Source organism: Aquabacterium sp. A3, from assembly GCF_038069945.1.
Lineage (GTDB): Bacteria > Pseudomonadota > Gammaproteobacteria > Burkholderiales > Burkholderiaceae_C > Aquabacterium.
On sequence record NZ_JBBPEV010000001.1, the window covers coordinates 631,822 to 649,329 of the forward strand.

13 protein-coding genes are annotated in these 17,508 nt (G+C 65.4%); 7 read left to right on the forward strand and 6 right to left on the reverse strand.

The genetic code is table 11. The annotated features are described in order from the left end of the window. Nucleotides 1–120 precede the first annotated feature (120 nt). From WNB94_RS02770 to WNB94_RS02785, 4 genes are all read left to right on the forward strand, one after another. Complete coding sequence (locus WNB94_RS02770) at nt 121–1,146, forward strand: hypothetical protein (protein ID WP_341388235.1); 1,026 nt, start codon at nt 121–123, stop codon at nt 1,144–1,146. A gap of 213 nt (nt 1,147–1,359) precedes the next feature. Further along, nucleotides 1,360–2,409, forward strand: coding sequence for a putative solute-binding protein (locus tag WNB94_RS02775; RefSeq protein ID WP_341388236.1), 1,050 nt, complete (start codon nt 1,360–1,362; stop codon nt 2,407–2,409). Nucleotides 2,410–2,509: 100 nt separating this feature from the next. After that, nucleotides 2,510–4,660 carry a TRAP transporter large permease subunit gene (locus WNB94_RS02780; protein WP_341388238.1) on the forward strand — a complete coding sequence of 717 codons (2,151 nt, stop codon included), beginning with the start codon at nt 2,510–2,512 and terminating at the stop codon, nt 4,658–4,660. Between the two features lie 222 nt (nt 4,661–4,882). Next, the gene (locus tag WNB94_RS02785) at nt 4,883–7,015 is read left to right on the forward strand and encodes an ATP-dependent DNA helicase (RefSeq protein WP_341388239.1); all 2,133 of its coding nucleotides are present in this window, start codon (nt 4,883–4,885) and stop codon (nt 7,013–7,015) included. A gap of 25 nt (nt 7,016–7,040) precedes the next feature. Here WNB94_RS02785 and panC read toward each other — a convergent pair whose 3' ends face one another. Beyond that, a complete protein-coding gene (panC, locus tag WNB94_RS02790) occupies nt 7,041–7,925 on the reverse strand; it encodes a pantoate--beta-alanine ligase (protein ID WP_341388240.1) in 885 nt (294 codons plus the stop codon). A gap of 30 nt (nt 7,926–7,955) precedes the next feature. Continuing rightward, complete coding sequence (gene panB / locus WNB94_RS02795; RefSeq protein ID WP_341388241.1) at nt 7,956–8,780, reverse strand: 3-methyl-2-oxobutanoate hydroxymethyltransferase; 825 nt, start codon at nt 8,778–8,780, stop codon at nt 7,956–7,958. Nucleotides 8,781–8,863: 83 nt separating this feature from the next. Here panB and WNB94_RS02800 point away from each other — a divergent pair, with 83 nt between their 5' ends. Then, nucleotides 8,864–10,114 carry a PQQ-dependent sugar dehydrogenase gene (locus WNB94_RS02800; protein WP_341388242.1) on the forward strand — a complete coding sequence of 417 codons (1,251 nt, stop codon included), beginning with the start codon at nt 8,864–8,866 and terminating at the stop codon, nt 10,112–10,114. Between the two features lie 3 nt (nt 10,115–10,117). Here WNB94_RS02800 and WNB94_RS02805 read toward each other — a convergent pair whose 3' ends face one another. Next, nucleotides 10,118–10,951: a segregation and condensation protein A gene (locus WNB94_RS02805; protein ID WP_341388243.1), complete on the reverse strand. Its 834-nt coding sequence runs from the start codon at nt 10,949–10,951 to the stop codon at nt 10,118–10,120. Nucleotides 10,952–10,983: 32 nt separating this feature from the next. Further along, nucleotides 10,984–11,187 carry a DUF3460 family protein gene (locus tag WNB94_RS02810; protein ID WP_341388244.1) on the reverse strand — a complete coding sequence of 68 codons (204 nt, stop codon included), beginning with the start codon at nt 11,185–11,187 and terminating at the stop codon, nt 10,984–10,986. A gap of 87 nt (nt 11,188–11,274) precedes the next feature. Here WNB94_RS02810 and WNB94_RS02815 point away from each other — a divergent pair, with 87 nt between their 5' ends. Then, nucleotides 11,275–12,330, forward strand: coding sequence for a CYTH domain-containing protein (locus WNB94_RS02815; protein ID WP_341388245.1), 1,056 nt, complete (start codon nt 11,275–11,277; stop codon nt 12,328–12,330). On the opposite strand, the gene WNB94_RS02820 is transcribed toward WNB94_RS02815, so the two are convergent. Both WNB94_RS02820 and metG read right to left on the reverse strand, forming a co-directional pair. Then, complete coding sequence (locus WNB94_RS02820) at nt 12,308–14,095, reverse strand: SulP family inorganic anion transporter (RefSeq protein ID WP_341388246.1); 1,788 nt, start codon at nt 14,093–14,095, stop codon at nt 12,308–12,310. The genes WNB94_RS02815 and WNB94_RS02820 overlap by 23 nt on opposite strands. A 69-nt stretch (nt 14,096–14,164) precedes the next feature. Further along, the gene (metG, locus tag WNB94_RS02825) at nt 14,165–16,240 is read right to left on the reverse strand and encodes a methionine--tRNA ligase (protein WP_341388247.1); all 2,076 of its coding nucleotides are present in this window, start codon (nt 16,238–16,240) and stop codon (nt 14,165–14,167) included. 122 nt (nt 16,241–16,362) lie between these two features. Here metG and apbC point away from each other — a divergent pair, with 122 nt between their 5' ends. Then, nucleotides 16,363–17,484: an iron-sulfur cluster carrier protein ApbC gene (gene apbC / locus WNB94_RS02830; RefSeq protein WP_341388249.1), complete on the forward strand. Its 1,122-nt coding sequence runs from the start codon at nt 16,363–16,365 to the stop codon at nt 17,482–17,484. The last annotated feature ends 24 nt before the right edge of the window (nt 17,485–17,508 follow it).

Below are 17,508 nucleotides of genomic sequence, written 5' to 3' on the forward strand. Positions count from 1 at the left end.
GCTTGCAGGGCTAGAATTTCCCGGTCTTGTGGTGTGATGACATCTTGCGCCACAACCAGCGCGGATCGCTCACCACGCCCCGCTTGCTCATCACGCACCTTCTCTCTGGAGAACCCTTCCATGACCTCTCGGATGCCTCGTCTGCTCACCTTGCTGGCAGTGGCCACATCGGCCCTCTCGCTGGGTGGCTGTGCCTTGATTCAATCGAACGTCAGCGGCACCACGCTGAGCATCCTGGAAGATGGATTCACACCCCCGACGCTTGAAATGAGCGACGTGCAGATGGTGTGCACCTTCTCGGCCGTGAACACGCCGCTGGTGGGGGCTGCCCGCAACTTTTACGGCGACCCCTCGCTGATGGAAACGGTGCTGCTGTCGTCGGCCGGTGTGTGCTCCGAGAACGCCGCACTGGACGAAGAGATGCGCTACCTGCGTGCCTCACGCGAAAAGCGCTCGGATGAAGCCATTGATGCCCGCGTGGCCCAGAAGCGCTTGCTGGCCACCGCCGCAGAACGCCAGTACACCGCCTTCTTCCGCATGAAGACCAAGATGGAGCAGAAGTACTTCATCAAGTACGGCAAGAGCTGCCCGCGCTTCAAGCGAGACTTTGACGAGATGGTCTACATGCTGGGTTCGGTGGCTGGCCTGCAGGCCATGCAAAACGACATCGCTGCGCAGCAGACCGTGGGCGTGCCCACCGACACCGCCCCCTTGGTTGAAAAAGCCATGGGCTGCCTGGACAACAACAAGTGGTGGGGCGTTCCTCGCGCCACACAAGCCGTGGTCTGGAGCATCATCCCTGGCGGATCAGAGGGCAAAGACGTGGCCGGCACCTTTGAAAGCTCGATGGCCCTGGGTGAGAAGATGGGGATTCGACTGCCGCACGTGATGGCCGCCGTGGCCGCCCAGTCGGCCGACGACAAGGCTCGCCTGCGCAGCATCATCAAGCGCTTCAGCTCGGTGCCCAAGTTCAAGCCCAACAGCGAGTACCGACTGCTGGATGCGATCGCCGAATCGCAGATCACCAACATGTCGGACCGCATGTGGACCCAAAACACCGGAACCCGCACGCCCATCCTGGGTCTGGGCAAGTTCTGGGACGACAAGGTGGGCGGCGACATCGACGCCGAAAGCTTCCTGAACTGATGTGTCGCCAGGGACTCTCCCGCACGCTAGGGAATTCCCTTCCCCTATGCGTGTGGGCTAGGGGAACCCTGGAGCAACTTCACCCCCGATATAGTTACAAAGTGTCATGGGTTGACGCACCGCGACGACAGACCGTGGTCTGACCCTGAGGCACTGAACACCAAAGAGGGCCCGCTGTTGGGGCCCTCCGTTTTTCGGATCCGAGGAGACATCATGAATTCGGTCAAGAAGTTGGGGGCCGTCTGCGCCTTGGCGCTGGCGGCCGCAGGGGCTTCATCCCAGGCACATGCACAGCGCCTTTGTGTGTACGACCTGTTGGGCGCCGCTGGGGACCTGTTCAACATGGCCAAGGACTACCAGGTGGCCATGCAGCGTCATGGTGTCAACATCGAACTCAAGGGCTTCACCGACGAGCGCGTGGCCTCTGAGGAGTACCGCACCGGACAGTGCGCCGGGTTTGTGGCCACCGCGTTCCGTACGCGTCAATTCAACCCGACGGCCGGCTCCATCGACACCCTGGGGGCCACCACGATCGTGCGTGACGGCAAGATCGACATCAATGGCAGTTACGACGTGGTGCGCAAGTTGGTGCAGACGTTCGCCACGCCGGCGGCCAATCGCTTCATGGTCAACGGCCAGCACGAGGTGGGCGGCATCATTCCGCTGGGGGCGGCTTACCCTGTGGTCAACGACCGCAAGATCAACTCGGTTGAGGCCCTGGCGGGCAAACGCATTGCGTCGTTCGACCATGACAAGGCGCAGGCGGTGATGATCCAGCGCATCGGCGCACAACCGGTGTCTGCCGACATCACCAACTTCGCCACGAAGTTCAACAACGGCTCGGTCGACTTCATTGCTGCACCCACGATGGCCTATCGGCCGCTGGAACTCCACAAAGGCGTGGGCACGAAGGGCGCCATGGCGCGGTTCCCGATCATGATCCTGACCTACCAGGTCATCCTCAACAGCACCAAATTCCCGGAAGGATTTGGTCTGAAGTCTCGGCAGTACTGGGCCGGGCAGTTCGATCGGGCGCTGCAGTTGGTCAAACAGGCTGACGCCAGCATCCCGCCGGGTGTGTGGATGGACCTGTCGGCCTCCGACTCCTACAAGTACACCCTCATGCTGCGGGAGTCTCGCATCGACATCGCCAAGCAAGGCCTGTACGACAAACAGGGTCTGCGCATCATCAAGAAGGTGCGCTGCAACGTGAACCCCTCCGATCCGGAATGCTCAACCAAGTCTGAAGAAGACTGGAAATGAACGACCGGCCACATGGCCGCAAGGTGCGCACGCCCCACGACGTGCGCTCTTTTTTTAGGGTTTGATCGGTCGCCGACCAACCCAACGATGACTGACATCCATGAACGCACCTGATTCACGCAAACTTCTCGGGCGGACCCTGCAGGAATGGTTCGCCACCCTGCCTGTGTTCGCCTTGCTGCTGCTCACCCTGATCATCGGCACAGGGGAAATGGTCCACGGCCAGTTGCTGAGACTGGGCGAATCCATGTTCGGCAACCCCGATCAGCAGGTCCAGTACTTCATGCTGCGGGCCGACCCGGTCAAGCCCGAGTGCAACCGCAACGTCGACGTTGACGCCGAGGTCCAGCGCAAGCTGGCCGAGTCGAAGGCGCCCAGCACCGACGACCTGGACGACCTGTTCGGTGACAGTGGCCCCGCCGACCCGGCCGTGCTGCGACAGTCCATCGAGCAGGCGCAGACGATTTGTCGAGCCAAACACGACATGTACGAGCGGGTGCAGGCCAACCTCACGCCAGAGGTCAAGGCCTATCGCACGCTGGAGACCAGCTTCTTCGGTCTGTTCAAGCTGGGCATGGAAAACCGCCCACTGATCTTGTTGATCATGGTGTCGATCGGCTGCATCGTGACCACCCTGGGCTGGCACCACATCGGGATCCGTGGCGCCCTGTACACCCGCGATCACATCGTGGTCACCTGGTCTCAGGTGATCGCCAGCAGCCTGCTGCTGTACTCGTGCGTCCGCTACTACCAGATCCTGAAATCTGGCGGTGAGGTGGATGCCCCGCACCTGCACTACATCTGGATCGCCACCTTCGCCGCGATCCTGCTGATCAACTTGTGGCGTGTGTTCAAGCCGCGTGAGGCCTCGGCCAAAGGCGATGGCGGTTGGGGCAAGGCGTTGCTGGCCACGCCGCTGTACGCGGTGATGTCGATCAATGCCGGTGTGTACTTCCTCAGCATTGATCACCCTGCAGGTCTGGCCATCTACATCAACCAGTTGATGGCCCTGCCCAGCATCTTCATGAACCTGGCCCTGTTCATCTGGGCGGGCATGCTGCTCAAGCAAAGCCGGGTGATTGACCTGGTGCTGAACGTGATCCGGCCGTGGAACCTGTCGCCACAGCTGCTGACCTACATCATCCTGATCATCGCCTCGATCGGCACGGCTTACACAGGGGCCTCCGGCATCTTCGTGATCGCCGCTGGCGCGGTGATTTACCACGAAGTGCGCGCCGCCGGCGGTACACGACAGTTCGCCCTGGCCGCCACGGCCATGTCCGGCTCGCTGGGTGTGGTGCTGCGGCCCTGCCTGCTGGTGGTGATGATTGCGGCGCTGAACAAGCAGGTCACCACCAACGGCCTGTACCACTGGGGCTTCTACGTCTTCCTGCTGACGTCCACCCTGTTCTTCCTGGTGTCTCAGATGCTGCGCACCCAGCGTGCCGCCATCGAATCACCGGTGGTCGCCATCCCAGGCATGCTACGTGAGCTGATCCCCCTGCTGCCCTACATTGGCGTGACCGTGGTGATCATCGCCCTGTACGAGTACGGTCTGGACACCAAGCTCAATGAAATCACGGCGCCCACCATCATCCCGGTGATGCTGTTGCTGATCCTGATCTTCGACAAGGTGCTCAACAAGGGCAAGGCCGAGATCACACCGGACTACGCCAGCCATCGGCAAGAAGGTGTCGAACGTTCGGTGCGCTATGCCACCACCGAAACCATTGGCCACATCGGCGCCCTGCTGGCCCTGATGACCCTGTCGCTGGCCGTGGGTGGCGTGATCGAACGCTCGGACATCATGCATTACTTCCCGCAGGTCTTTGACAGCCGCTGGACGGCCATGGCCTTCCTGATGGTGATCATGGTGGTCGTGGGCATGTCGATGGATCCGCTCGGTGCTGCCATCCTGGTGTCGGGCACCCTCGCCCCGGTGGCCTACGCCAACAACATCGACCCAGTGCACTTCTGGATGATGGTGCTGGTGGCCTTCGAGCTGGGTTACCTGTCGCCGCCCGTGGCCTTGAACCAGCTGTTGACGCGTCAGGTGGTGGGCGAGGATGAAGTGCACCTTGCCGACCAGGAGGTCAAGCACATGCGATTCTTCCGCCGCTACGAGCGGTGGATCCTGCCGCTGATCGTGATGGCCTCCGGCCTCATGATCGTGGGCTTCGGCCCGCTGGCGGTGCAGGACTTCGAATCGCTGGCCTTCATCAAGGACTGGTTCCCTGCCGTACCGCAATGATGCTGTGAGGCTTTGAACGGGCGGGAGCCCGGATGAACCTCACCAACCCGGTGTGCCTTCGGTGCACCGGGTTTTTTCTTGTGCGATGGCCCTCCGGCCGGCAAGTGCAGTCGCAGTGGTGGCGCTTGCGTCACCCATCAAGGTGCCCCCTTCAGGGTGAGTCAGGTGGCCCACCGCACCGCGGCACGACCTCACTTTTGATCGACAATCGGTCGCATCATCATGGACCTGCCCACCCTGTTTTCTGCCAGCGGCCCGCTGGCCCGCGCCTTAGACGGCTATTGCGTTCGTCACGAACAGATCGAGATGAGCCAGGCCGTGCAGGCCGCCATCCGCGATGGCCGCACCGTCGTGCTCGAGGCCGGCACTGGCGTGGGCAAGACCGCCGCCTACCTGGTGCCCGCGCTGCTGGAAGGGGGCAAGGTGGTCGTGTCCACCGGCACCAAGGCCCTGCAAGACCAGCTGTTTCACCGCGACCTGCCCGCCGTGCGCGATGCCCTGGCCGTGCCCGTGAAGGTGGCCCTGCTCAAGGGCCGCAGCAATTACCTGTGCTGGCACCACCTGGAGCGCACCAACCAGGACGCTACCCTGCTGGGCAGCCGGCAAGAGGTGCGTGACCTGTCCGAGATCAACCGCTTTGCGCCCCTCAGCGCCACGGGTGACAAGGCCGAATGCCCCACCGTGCCCGAGCACGCACCCATCTGGGCACGGGTCACCTCCACCCGCGAGAACTGTCTGGGCAGCGACTGCCCCCGCTATGCCGATTGTTTTGTGGTGCGCGCCCGCCGCGAGGCGCAGGATGCCGATGTGGTGGTGGTCAACCACCATCTGTTTTTTGCCGACCTGATGCTGCGCGAAGAAGGCGTGCCCGAACTGCTGCCCCAGGCGCAAACCATCATCTTTGACGAAGCGCACCAGCTGCCCGACACGGCCACGCTGTTCTTTGGCGACACGGTGTCCACCGCGCAATTGCTGGACCTGCTGCGCGACACCCTGGCCATCGGCCAGGCCCAGGCCCGCGACGCCGCCAACTGGAACGATGTGCTGGCGCCGCTGGACCGCGCCGCGCGCGATCTGCGGCTGTGCTTTGGACAGGCGCAGCAGCGCCTGTCCATGGATCAACTGGGGGCCGATCACCCCTTGCTGCCCGCACTGGGCACCCTGCGCGAGGCCCTGGGCCAGGTGCGCGACGCGCTGGATCAGCAGGCCGAACGCAGCGTCGACCTGCAACAACTGCACCGCCGCAGCCAGGAGTTGCTGCAACGACTGATCGCCTGGGGCGCGCCCGAGCGCGCACACGAGCCCGAGCTGTGCTGGGTGGATGTGGGCAGCCATGGGGTGCAACTGCACCGCACACCGATCTCCGTGGCCGATGTGTTTCGCCGTCAGCGCCTGGGGGAGGACGCCGGGGAGGACGCCGAGGATGGCGCAGGCGATGAACCAGACGACACGCTGAACGACGCGGCCGACGGGCTGATGGATGACGAGGCCGCCCAGGACCTGGCTGATCTGCAGGCCTTGTTTGCCGATGCGCCCACCGACAACGCTGGAGGCGCGAGCGCTGGCGAGCACGCTGGAAGCCCACAGCCCGCCCACCGACGCCACCAGGCCTGGGTCTTCACCTCGGCCACCCTGGCCGTGAAGAACGACTTCCGCCACTTCACCGATGCGCTGGGCCTGGAAGACGCCGAATGTCAGTCATGGTCCAGCCCCTACAACTACCCAGAGCAGGCCATGCTCTACGTGCCGCCGGGCCTGCCCCTGCCATCGCACGCAGGGCACACGGCCGCCGTGGTGGATGCCGCCCTGCCCTTGATCCGCGCCAACCGGGGGCGGGCCTTTGTGCTGTGCACCAGCTTGCGCGCGGTGGAAGCCGCCGCAGCCCGGCTGAAGTCCTTGCTGGAGGCGGCAGGCGACCCCTTCCCCGTGCTGCGCCAGGGCGATGCGCCCCGCCCCACCCTGCTGGATGATTTCCGCCGCGCCGGCAATGCCGTGCTGGTGGGCAGCCACAGCTTCTGGGAAGGCATTGACGTCAAGGGCGACGCCCTGACCCTGGTCGTGATCGACAAGCTGCCCTTTGCGCCCCCGGATGATCCGGTGCTGGCCAAGCGCCTGGAGCTGCTGTCACAAGCGGGGGGCAACCCCTTCATGAGCCACCAGGTGCCTCAGGCCATCATTGCGCTCAAGCAGGGCGCGGGCCGCCTGATCCGCAGCGAAACCGACCGGGGCGTGCTGATGATCTGCGACACCCGCTTGGTGGACAAGCCCTACGGTCGCCGCATCTGGCAAAGCCTGCCGCCCATGAAGCGCACCCGGGCCGAGGCCGAGGTGACGGCCTTCCTGGCCAGCCTGTGAGGTCGCCCTTGGCGACCTCAGCAGCTCACACCTCGAGGTTGTCGATCAGTCGCGTGGCACCCAGTTTGGCCGCCACCAGGGTCACCAAGGGCGTGCTGGCCAGCCCGACCGCCAGCTCATCGGCGGTGGCATGGTGCAGGTCTTTCTGGCGACGCACCATCACGTAATCCGGGGCCCAGCCGCGCTGGCGCAGCTCGGCCATCGCCGACTCTTCGCAGCGCTGCAGCAACTCGGGCGTCAGGCGCTCGCTGGCGCGCAGCTCGGTCTGCACCCCACGCAGCAGGCGGATCAGCGTGAGCGCTTCGGCGCGCTCGGCATCGCTGAGGTAGCCATTGCGGGATGACAGGGCCAGGCCTTCGGCGGAGCGCATGGTCTCGCCACCCACGATGTCGATGGGCAAGCCCATCTGGCGCACCATGTTGCGGATCACCATGAGCTGTTGGTAGTCCTTCTTGCCAAACACGGCCGCACGCGGCTGCACGATGTTGAACAGCTTGTGTACCACGGTGCACACGCCGGTGAAGAAGCCCGGGCGGAACGCACCTTCCAGGATGTCGGCCAGCTCAGGAGGAGGCACCACCTTGTAGCCCTGAGGCTCGGGGTACAGCTCGGCCTCATCGGGTGCAAACAGGATGTCGCAGCCCGCCCCGGCCAGCAGCTCGGCATCGCGCGCCAGCGTGCGGGGATAGCGGTCAAAGTCTTCGTTCGGGCCGAACTGCAGCCGGTTGACGAAGATGCTGGCCACCACCGGGCTGCCCTGGATCGCGGCAGAGTCCGAGATGGCCCGGGCCTGCCGGATCAAGTCCAGATGGCCCTCGTGCAGGTTGCCCATGGTGGGCACAAACACAGGGGCCGAAGGCGCGGCAGTCAACAAGGCACGCAGATCGGCCAGGGTGTGAACAGTCTTCATCGCAGGCTCAAGCATCCAAGGCGAAACAACTCAGTAACCGTGCACGGCTTCGTCAGGGAACGAACCGTCCTTGACGGCGGCCACATAACGGCGCACCGCGTCTTCCACGCTGCCACCGTCGGCCATGAAGTTGCGCACAAAGCGAGGCAGCTTGCCGCGCGTCACGTTCAGCATGTCGTGCAGCACCAGCACCTGGCCTGCCGTGCCGGCACCAGCGCCAATGCCGATGGTCATCATGCCGGGGTTGTCGGCCTGCACCTCGCGGGCCACGGCCGAAGGCATCAGCTCCAGCACCATCATGGCGGCACCGGCCTGGGCCAGCTCTCGCGCGTGGCGGCGCAAGGTGGCCGCACCGGCCTCGTCGCGGCCTTGGATGCGGTAGCCACCCAGGGCATGCACGCTCTGCGGGGTCAGCCCCAGGTGGGCACACACCGGAATGCCGCGCTCGGTCAGGAAGTGCACGGTATCGGCGGTCCAGCCACCCCCTTCCAGCTTGACCATGTGGGCGCCAGCCTGCATCAGGGCCACGCTGCTGCGCAGGGCCTGTTCGCGGCCTTCCTGGTAGCTGCCGAAGGGCAGATCACCGATGATCCAGGCCGTGCGGTTGCCACGGGCCACACAGCGGGTGTGGTAGGCCATGTCGTCCAGGCTCACGGGCACGGTGCTGCCATGGCCTTGCACGATCATGCCCAGCGAGTCGCCCACCAGGATGGTGTCCACGCCAGCATCGTCCACCAGACGGGCGAACATGGCGTCGTAGGCGGTCAGCATGGTGATCTTCTCGCCCTGGGCGTGCATCTCCCGAAGGCGGTGCAGGGTCATGGGCTTGCGGGCAGACGCGGATGCTGGATTCATGCTGTACTGTGCCGCGTTGCCACGGCTCAACCATTGATGAGCCCGATTCTAGGCCACACCCTCGGATGAACAGGAGACTCGACATGCACACTGTCCGGCGCCTGGGAACCTTGCCCCAGCCACCCCGCGTCACCTTGGCATCGCTGATCGCGGCCACGATGTTGCTGAGCGCCTGCGAGGGTGGCCAGGCCGTGAATCCCGCCGACAGCGCCAGCGCCGCGCCCACGCCGGTGCCCACGGTGCAAACCACCGCGCGGCCCAGCGCTGAGACCCTGGCGCAGGGCCTGAAACACCCCTGGGGCCTGGCGATTCTGGACAACGGCGAGATGCTGGTGACCGAGCGCGGTGGGCAACTGTGGCGCTTGTCAGCCGATGGGCAGCAGCGCCAACCTGTGCGTGGGGTGCCCCCGGTCTGGGCCCAAAGCCAGGGCGGCTTGCTGGACGTGGTGGCCGACAGTGGCGACCAACCCTGGGTGTACTGGAGCTACGCCGAGCCAGGCACCGGCCGCGAAGCCGGTCTGGCGGGCACGGCCGTGGCCCGGGGGCGCCTGGTGGGCACACAACTGCAAGACGTTCAGGTGATCTTCCGTCAGCAGCCCAAGGTGGATCACGGCAACCATTTTGGTTCGCGCATCGTGCTGGGCCCCGACAACACCCTGTTCATCGGGCTGGGCGATCGCCAACAAGACAACCCACGCTCGCCCGACACCCGCTTCGCTCAGAACCTGGGCGCCCACCTGGGCAAGGTGATCCGCATCCAGCGCGACGGCTCGCCCGCGCCGGGCAACCCGAGCTGGAATGGGCAAGCCGCCCTGCCCGGTATCTGGAGCCTGGGACACCGCAACATCCAGGCCGCGGCGCTGAACCCTCAAACCGGCGCGCTGTGGGTGGCCGAGCACGGCCCGCAAGGGGGAGATGAGCTCAACATCGTCACGGCCGGCGGCAACTTCGGCTGGCCGTTGCACAGCTACGGCTGCCCGTATGGCTCGCTGCCTGGCAAGGGTTGCCAGGTGGGCGACGGCCAGCACGGCCCGGGCTTCATCGAGCCCATCACCACCTGGGTGCCGCTGTCAATGGCGCCCAGCGGCATGGCGTTCTACACCGGCAACCGTTACCCGGGCTGGCAAGGCAGCCTGTTCGTGGGGGCTTTGCGGGGTGCGGCCCTGTGGCGCATGACCCTGGATGGCGACCGCGTGACGGGGCGTGAAGCGCTGTACGAAGGTGAGCTGGGCCGCGTGCGCGATGTGCGTCAGGGCCCGGACGGCCTGCTGTACGTGTTGACCGACGCCGCCGATGACGGGCGGGTGATCAGGCTGACACCATCGGGGTCGTGAGCCTCACACAGGCTGGTAGGCCAGGCGCACATAGATGGGCGCGAAGGCCTCGGCCTGGGTGATCTCGATCAGGTGCTCACGCGCCAGCTCCAGCATGGCGATGAAGGTGACCACCAGCACCTGCGGGCCCCGGCTGGGCTCGAACAGGGCCTCGAACTCCACGAATCGGCGCCCTTGCAGGGTCTTGAGCACCATGCTCATGTGCTCTCGCACCGAGAGCTCTTCGCGGCTGATGGTGTGGTGCTTGTGCAGGCGCGCGCGCTGCAAGATGCCCATCCAGGCCTCTTTCAGGTCCACCAGGGTCACCTCGGGCAACTGCACATTCAGCGAGGGGTCGCTGTAAGCCTGTACGCGCAGAAAATCCCGGCCCAGCAAAGGCAACTGATCCAGGCCGGCGGCGGCCAACTTCATCTGCTCGTACTCGATCAGCCGGCGCACCAGCTCGGCACGGGGGTCTTCGGCCTCTTCGCCGTCGTCGGTTTTCTTGGGCGGCAGCAGCATCCGAGACTTGATCTCGATGAGCATGGCCGCCATCAGCAGGTACTCCGAGGCCAGCTCCAGATTGCGCTTGCGGATCTGGTCCACATAGGCCAGGTACTGGCGCGTGACATCGGCCAGCGGGATGTCCAGGATGTTGAAGTTCTGCTTGCGGATCAGGTAGAGCAACAGATCCAACGGGCCCTCGAAGGTTTCGAGGAAGACCTCCAGCGCATCGGGCGGGATGTAGAGGTCGGTGGGCAGGTCGAACAGGGGCTCGCCGTAGAGCCGGGCCACGGCGATGTGGTCGACCACCTCGGGCACGCCCTGGTCGTCCAGCGGGGTCAGGGTCTCGGACACCTCAGGGGCCCCTGCCTGGCGACCAGGCCGCCTCAGGCCTTGGTCTGGTAGACGTACGGCTGTTGAGGCACGCGGGCCTCGCGCGCGGCGCGCTGGGCATCGGTGTCCTGAGGGGCCTTGTCCCACAGCAGGGCGCGGCCCTGGCGTTGGCGGTCTTCGAGCTGCGGGTCGCGCTGCTTGAGGCTGTCGATGAACTGGGTCACGTCAGACTTGTAGGGCTTCCAGAACAGGGGCATGGTGGCTCGCGTGGGGAATGTGTTCAGCCCGCCATTTTACGAGACTCGGGCGCTTTCCAGGCCCGATGGGGCGAGACAATGCAGGCCATGCACGAAATCGAACTGAAATTCGGCCTGCCCGCGGCCCAACTGGACACCGTGCGCGCTGAGCTGGCACGACTGGGGGCCGACATCGCCCGGCCTCAGATCCTGCAAGCGGCCTACTTCGACACCCCCGACCGGCGGTTGGCCCAGGCCCGCGCGGCCCTGCGCGTGCGCCGGGAGGACGACGAGTGGGTGCAGACCTTCAAAAGTGCCGGGCTCAACACCATGGTGCGGGTGGAGGACAACCAGCCTGCCACACCGCCCGCCAGTTCAGCCCATGGCTCAGCGGACGGTGAGGCCTTGCAGCCCGACCTGAGCCGTCACCACGAGGCCGCCCGGCAGGTGTTGATGCAGGCACTGGGCTGGCAGCCTGAGCGCGACCCGCCAGGGCATCACAGCGGCCTGATGGCGCTGTACCGCACCGACATGCGCCGCACCCGCGCCCGACTGACGGTGGCCGAAGGCACCCCGCATGAAGGCATGGTGGAGCTGGCGCTGGACGAAGGCGCCATCTTGGCTGGCGAGGGGCCGCAGCAGCGTTGCGAAGCCGTCTGCGAGCTGGAAATCGAACTGCTGAGCGGCGCCCCCCAGGCGGTCATCCTCGCGGCCGACGCCTGGGTGGCGCGCTTTGGCCTGTGGCTGGACACCCAGACCAAGGCCCACCGTGGCGACCGGTTGGCGCGCCAGGTGCTGCCCATGCCTGACAGGCCAGTAGCGCCAGCTTCACCACCTGACACCCCGCCCACGCCCTGGCCCATCGCGCTGGAGTCGGCCCTGGGGCGCTACACCCGCGCCATGAGTGCGCTGGCCTCGCCATCAGGCCCGGTCGCACCAGACACTGTCCTGTCCTGGCGTGACGCCAACCGTGCCATCGCGGCGGTGGCCCACACGGAAAGCGCCCAGCCCTGGGCCCATGACCTGGCGGCGCAAGCGGAGGCCTTGGCTCAACGCATGGCAGCGTCAGAACCCACACAGCCCGAGACCCTCACGGCCCTGGCACGCAGCGCTGAGGCCACCCGCCTGGCCCTGGCCGTGTTCACGGTGTTGCTGGCGGTGTGACCGGCGGTGTTGCCTGAGGCGACACAACGGTTGAGGCCACGGCCTGCTGCACGGCAGACAGATCGCTCATCACATTATCGACACCAAAGGTATCGGCCACCCGCCCGCTGCGCTGCAGCAGGCTGGCGGGCTGCTCGTTGAGCCCACACAGCACCAGCCGCACCCCTTGGCGGGCCAGGGTGCGCTGCAACTGCACCAGGGCATCCAGCCCCGAGGTGTCCATCGAGATCAGGCGTGAGGCCTCCAGCACCAGCACGCGCACGCCGGGCGGCAGCTGTTCGGGCAGGTCTTCCACCTTGCCCACGGCGCCGAAGAACAGCGAGCCGTACAGCCGGCACAACAGCACACCGGGTGCCAACTCGTCGCGCTCGATGCGAAACAGCGTGCTCATGCGGTAGATGAAGAACACGCACGCCAGCACCAGCCCCACCTCGACCGCCACCGTCAGGTCAAAGATGACGGTGAGCAAGAAGGTGCCCACCAGGATGGTGCGGTAGGTGTAGTGGTATTGCTTCAGGTGGGCGAAGGCCTTCCATTCGCCCATGTTCCAGGCCACGGACAACAAAATGCCCGCCAGCACTGGCAAGGGCACGTGCACCGCCAAGGGCGCAGCAACCAGCACGATCAAAAGCAGCACGGCCGCATGCACCATGCCCGCCACGGGTGACGTGGCCCCCGCCCGCACATTGGTGACGGTGCGCGCGATGGTGCCGGTGGCGGGGATGCCGCCAAAAAACGGCGTGACCATGTTGGCCACGCCCTGGGCCATCAATTCCTGATTGGGGTTGTGGCGCGGCAAGGTGCTCAGGTTGTCGGCCACCCGGGCGCACAGCAGCGACTCGATGGCGCCCAGCATGGCGATCGTGATGGTGGGAATGAACAGCTGACGAACGCCATCCCAGGTGAAGGCGGGCCAGGCGAAACTGGGCAAGCCCTGGGGGATGCCACCAAAGCGCGACCCGATGGTGGCCACGGGCAGCGCCAAAAGGGCCGTGACCACACTGAAGAGCACCAGCGCCACGATGGGCCCGGGCAGGTGGGAGACCGCCCTGAACACCCGCGAGGCATGCCAGGCGGGCGGCGCCACGCCATCGCGCCCCACCATGCGGGGCCAGACGGTCACCAGCGCCAGGGTGGCCAGGCCCATCAACAGCGACAACACATCCAGCTGGTGCATGTGAGCGGCCAGTGTCTGGATCTGGCCGACAAAATCGGCCGGCATGCGCTCCGGGCTCAGGCCCAGCAGGTCTTTCAACTGCGAGAGTGCGATCAGCACCGCAATGCCATTCGTGAACCCGATCACGATGCTGACCGGGATGTAACGCACCAGCCCCCCCAGGCGCAGCCAGCCCATCAGGAACAACAATCCGCCGGCCAGGATGGTCGAAATCAGCAGATTGGCCAGGCCATAGCGCTCGACAATGCCATACACGATGACGATGAAGGCCCCGGCCGGACCGCCGATCTGAACGTGCGAGCCCCCCAACAGCGCGATCAGGAAGCCCGCGATGATCGCGGTGAACAAGCCCGATTCAGGGGGCACGCCCGAGGCGATGGCAAAGGCCATGGCCAGCGGCAAGGCCACGATGCCCACGGTGAGCCCGGCACCACAGTCTTTCAAAAACCGATGCCGGTCGTAGCCCTGCCAGGCATCCAGCAAGCGAGGCCGAAAAGGAGCCAGAGGCAGTTGAGCCCACCACGATCTGAAGGTGGCTGACGAGCGGTGGTAAACAGACGCTCTGGAAGGTGGCTCAGGCTGGTCCATGCCGAAGCATTGCACCGCAAGGGCATGCGCAGGTCAAGGCGTCACGCCCGATGTTGCTGGCGACCGACGTCAGCGAATGCGCATGCCCGGCTCGGCGCCCGGGAAGGGCTCCAGCACATAGACGCCCGGGTTGGCTTTCTCGTCCGCATGTGAGGCCGCCAGCACCATGCCCTCGCTGACACCAAACTTCATCTTGCGCGGTGCCAGGTTAGCCACCAACACCGTCAGCTTGCCGATCAGCTGCTCGGGCTGGTAGGCCTCCTTGATGCCGCTGAAGACGTTGCGCGTGCGGCCTTCACCCACGTCGAGCGTCAGGCGCAGCAGCTTGGTGCTGCCCTCCACGTGCTCGGCGTTGACGATCTTCGCGATGCGCAGGTCCACCTTGACGAAGTCGTCGATGGTGATGGTTTCAGCGATGTCCTCGCCGCCGGGCTTCGGGGCCTCCGCGACTGGGGCGGGCGGCGGCTCGAACAGGGCGTCCAGCATCTTCACATCCACACGCTGCATCAGGTGCTGGTAGGTGCCGATGGTGTGCTCGCCCAGCAGGCGCTCCGCGCTGGCAAAGGTCAGGGGCTCCACCTTCAGGAAGGCCTCCACGTTGGCCGCCACGGCCGGCAGCACCGGCTTGAGGTAAATGCTCAGCAGGCGGAAGGCCTCGATGCACACCGTGCACACCTCTTGCAGGCGGGCATCCATGCCCTCTTGCTTGGCCAGCTCCCACGGCTTGTTGGCATCGACGTACTCGTTCACGCGGTCGGCCAGCAGCATGATCTCGCGCAGCACCTTGCCCAGCTCACGGGTTTCGTACAGCTCGACGATGTTGGCGCGGCCGGCCTGCAGGGTGGCCAGCAGTTGCTGCCCTTCATCGGCGATGGCGGCCGTGGTGCGACCTTCAAAACGCTTGGCCAGGAAGCCTGCCGCACGGCTGGCGATGTTGACGAACTTGCCCACCAGGTCAGAGTTGACCCGGGCCATGAAGTCGTCCTTGTTGAAGTCGATGTCTTCGACGTTGGCGTTCAGCTTGGCCGCGATGTAGTAGCGCAGCCATTCGGGGTTCATGCCCAGGCTCAGGTACTTGAGTGGGTCCAGCCCCGTGCCCCGGCTCTTGGACATCTTCTCGCCGTTGTTCACGGTCATGAAGCCGTGCACGTTCACCTGGTTCGGCAGCTTGCGGCCGCTGAACTTCAGCATCGCGGGCCAGAACAAGGTGTGGAAGTAGGTGATGTCCTTGCCGATGAAGTGGATCTGCTCCACGGAAGGGTCGGCCATGAACTCATCGAACGAGCGGGTTTCGCCATACCTGGCCAGCGGGCCGCCGGCCGAAAAGTAGCTCTTCAGCGAGGCCAGGTAACCGATGGGCGCGTCCAGCCACACGTAAAAGTACTTGCCAGGCGCACCGGGGATCTCGATGCCGAAGTAAGGCGCATCGCGGCTGATGTCCCAGTCGCCCAGGCCCCCTTCGCCGTTCTCGTCCTTGGTGAACCATTCCTTGATCTTCTTGCTGACGGCCGGCTGCAGCTTGCCGTCTTGCGTCCATTGCTCCAGAAAGCTCAGGCAGCGCGGGTCGGACAGCTTGAAGAAGTAGTGGTCCGAGGTCTTGAGCACCGGTGTGGCACCCGACAGGGCCGAATACGGGCTCTTCAGCTCGGTGGGCGCGTAGACCGCACCGCACACCTCGCACGAGTCACCATACTGGTCCTTGGCACCGCACTTGGGGCACTCACCCTTGATGAAGCGGTCGGCCAGGAACATGCCCTTCTCAGGGTCGAAGAACTGCTCGATGGGCCGCACATCGATCAGGCCCTGGTCTTTCAACGCCAGGTAGATGCTCTGCGCCAGCTCGTGGTTCTCGGGGCTGTCGGTGCTCGACCAGTGATCGAAGCTGATGTGAAAGCCGTCCAGATACGGCTTGCGGCCTGCGGCGATGTCCGCCACGAACTGCTGCGGCGTCTTGCCCACCTTCTGGGCGGCGATCATGATGGGCGCGCCGTGGGCGTCGTCTGCCCCCACGAAATGCACCTGGTTGCCCTGCATGCGCTGGAAACGCACCCAGATGTCGGCCTGGATGTACTCCATGATGTGGCCGATGTGGAAATGGCCATTGGCGTAGGGCAGCGCGGTGGTGACGAAGAGCTGACGGGGCATGGTGGGGTGGAACCGGTGAACGAGTGCGGGATTTTAGGGGGTGAGCGTCTTCCGGGCTAGACTGAACGACTTGGCCTTGCCGGCCTGTCTTTTTTGTTGGATTCGACCCGCTGTAGTCCGAGATGAGCTCCACCCCCTTTGACGCCGCCGTGCAGGACGCCCTGCGCACCCTCCCCGATCCCCTCACCGGCCAGGACTGGGTGAGTGGGCGGCAACTCAAGCGCGTGCACCTGCAGGATGGTCACCTGCACCTGGACATCACCCTGGGCTACCCCGCCCGTTCACAGTGGCCGGCCTACACCGAGCTGGTGCGCCAGGCCGTGCAGGGTCTGGACGGCGTGCGCGAAGTGACGGTGAACTGGTCCACCCAGGTCCAGCGTCATGCCGCCTCGCGTGGCCAGGCCCTGCTGCCGGGCGTGAAAAACCTGGTGGCCGTGGCCTCGGGCAAAGGCGGGGTGGGCAAAAGCACCACCGCCGTGAACCTGGCCCTGGCCCTGGCGGCCGAAGGCGCCCGCGTGGGCATGCTGGACGCCGACATCTACGGCCCCAGCCAGCCCAAGATGCTGCAGCTCAGCGGCAAACCTGACAGCCCGGACGGCAAGACCATCACCCCGCCCGTCAGCCATGGGCTGCAGGCCATGTCCATGGGCCTGCTGGTGGACGAAGACAAGGCCACCATCTGGCGTGGCCCCATGGCCAGCCAGGCCTTTGACCAGTTGCTGCGCCTGACCAACTGGGGGCAGACGCCGGAAGAAGGCGGCGAGCCCCTGGATTATTTGGTGGTCGATCTGCCGCCCGGCACCGGCGACGTGCATCTGAGCATCAGCCAGCGCGCCCCGCTGACGGCCGCTGTGATCGTGACCACCCCGCAAGACATCGCCCTGCTGGACGCCCGCAAGGGCCTCAAGATGTTCGAGAAGGTGTCGGTGCCGGTGCTGGGCATCGTCGAAAACATGGCGGTGTACTGCTGCCCCAACTGCGGGCACGAAGCCCACATCTTTGGCCAGGATGGCGGCAAGCGCATGGCCGAAGAATGCGGCGTGCCCCTGCTGGGCGCCCTGCCGCTGGACCTGAACATCCGCCTGCAGGCCGACAGCGGCACGCCCACCCTCGTGGCCGACCCGGACGGCGCCGTGGCTGGCCTGTACAAGGCCATGGCCCGGCAGGTGGCCGCACGCCTGTCGCAACTGCCCAAGGATTACTCCGACAAGATGCCTGGCGTGTCTGTACAGACCCCGGCCTGATGAACCATGGCAAGCCACCCGTCC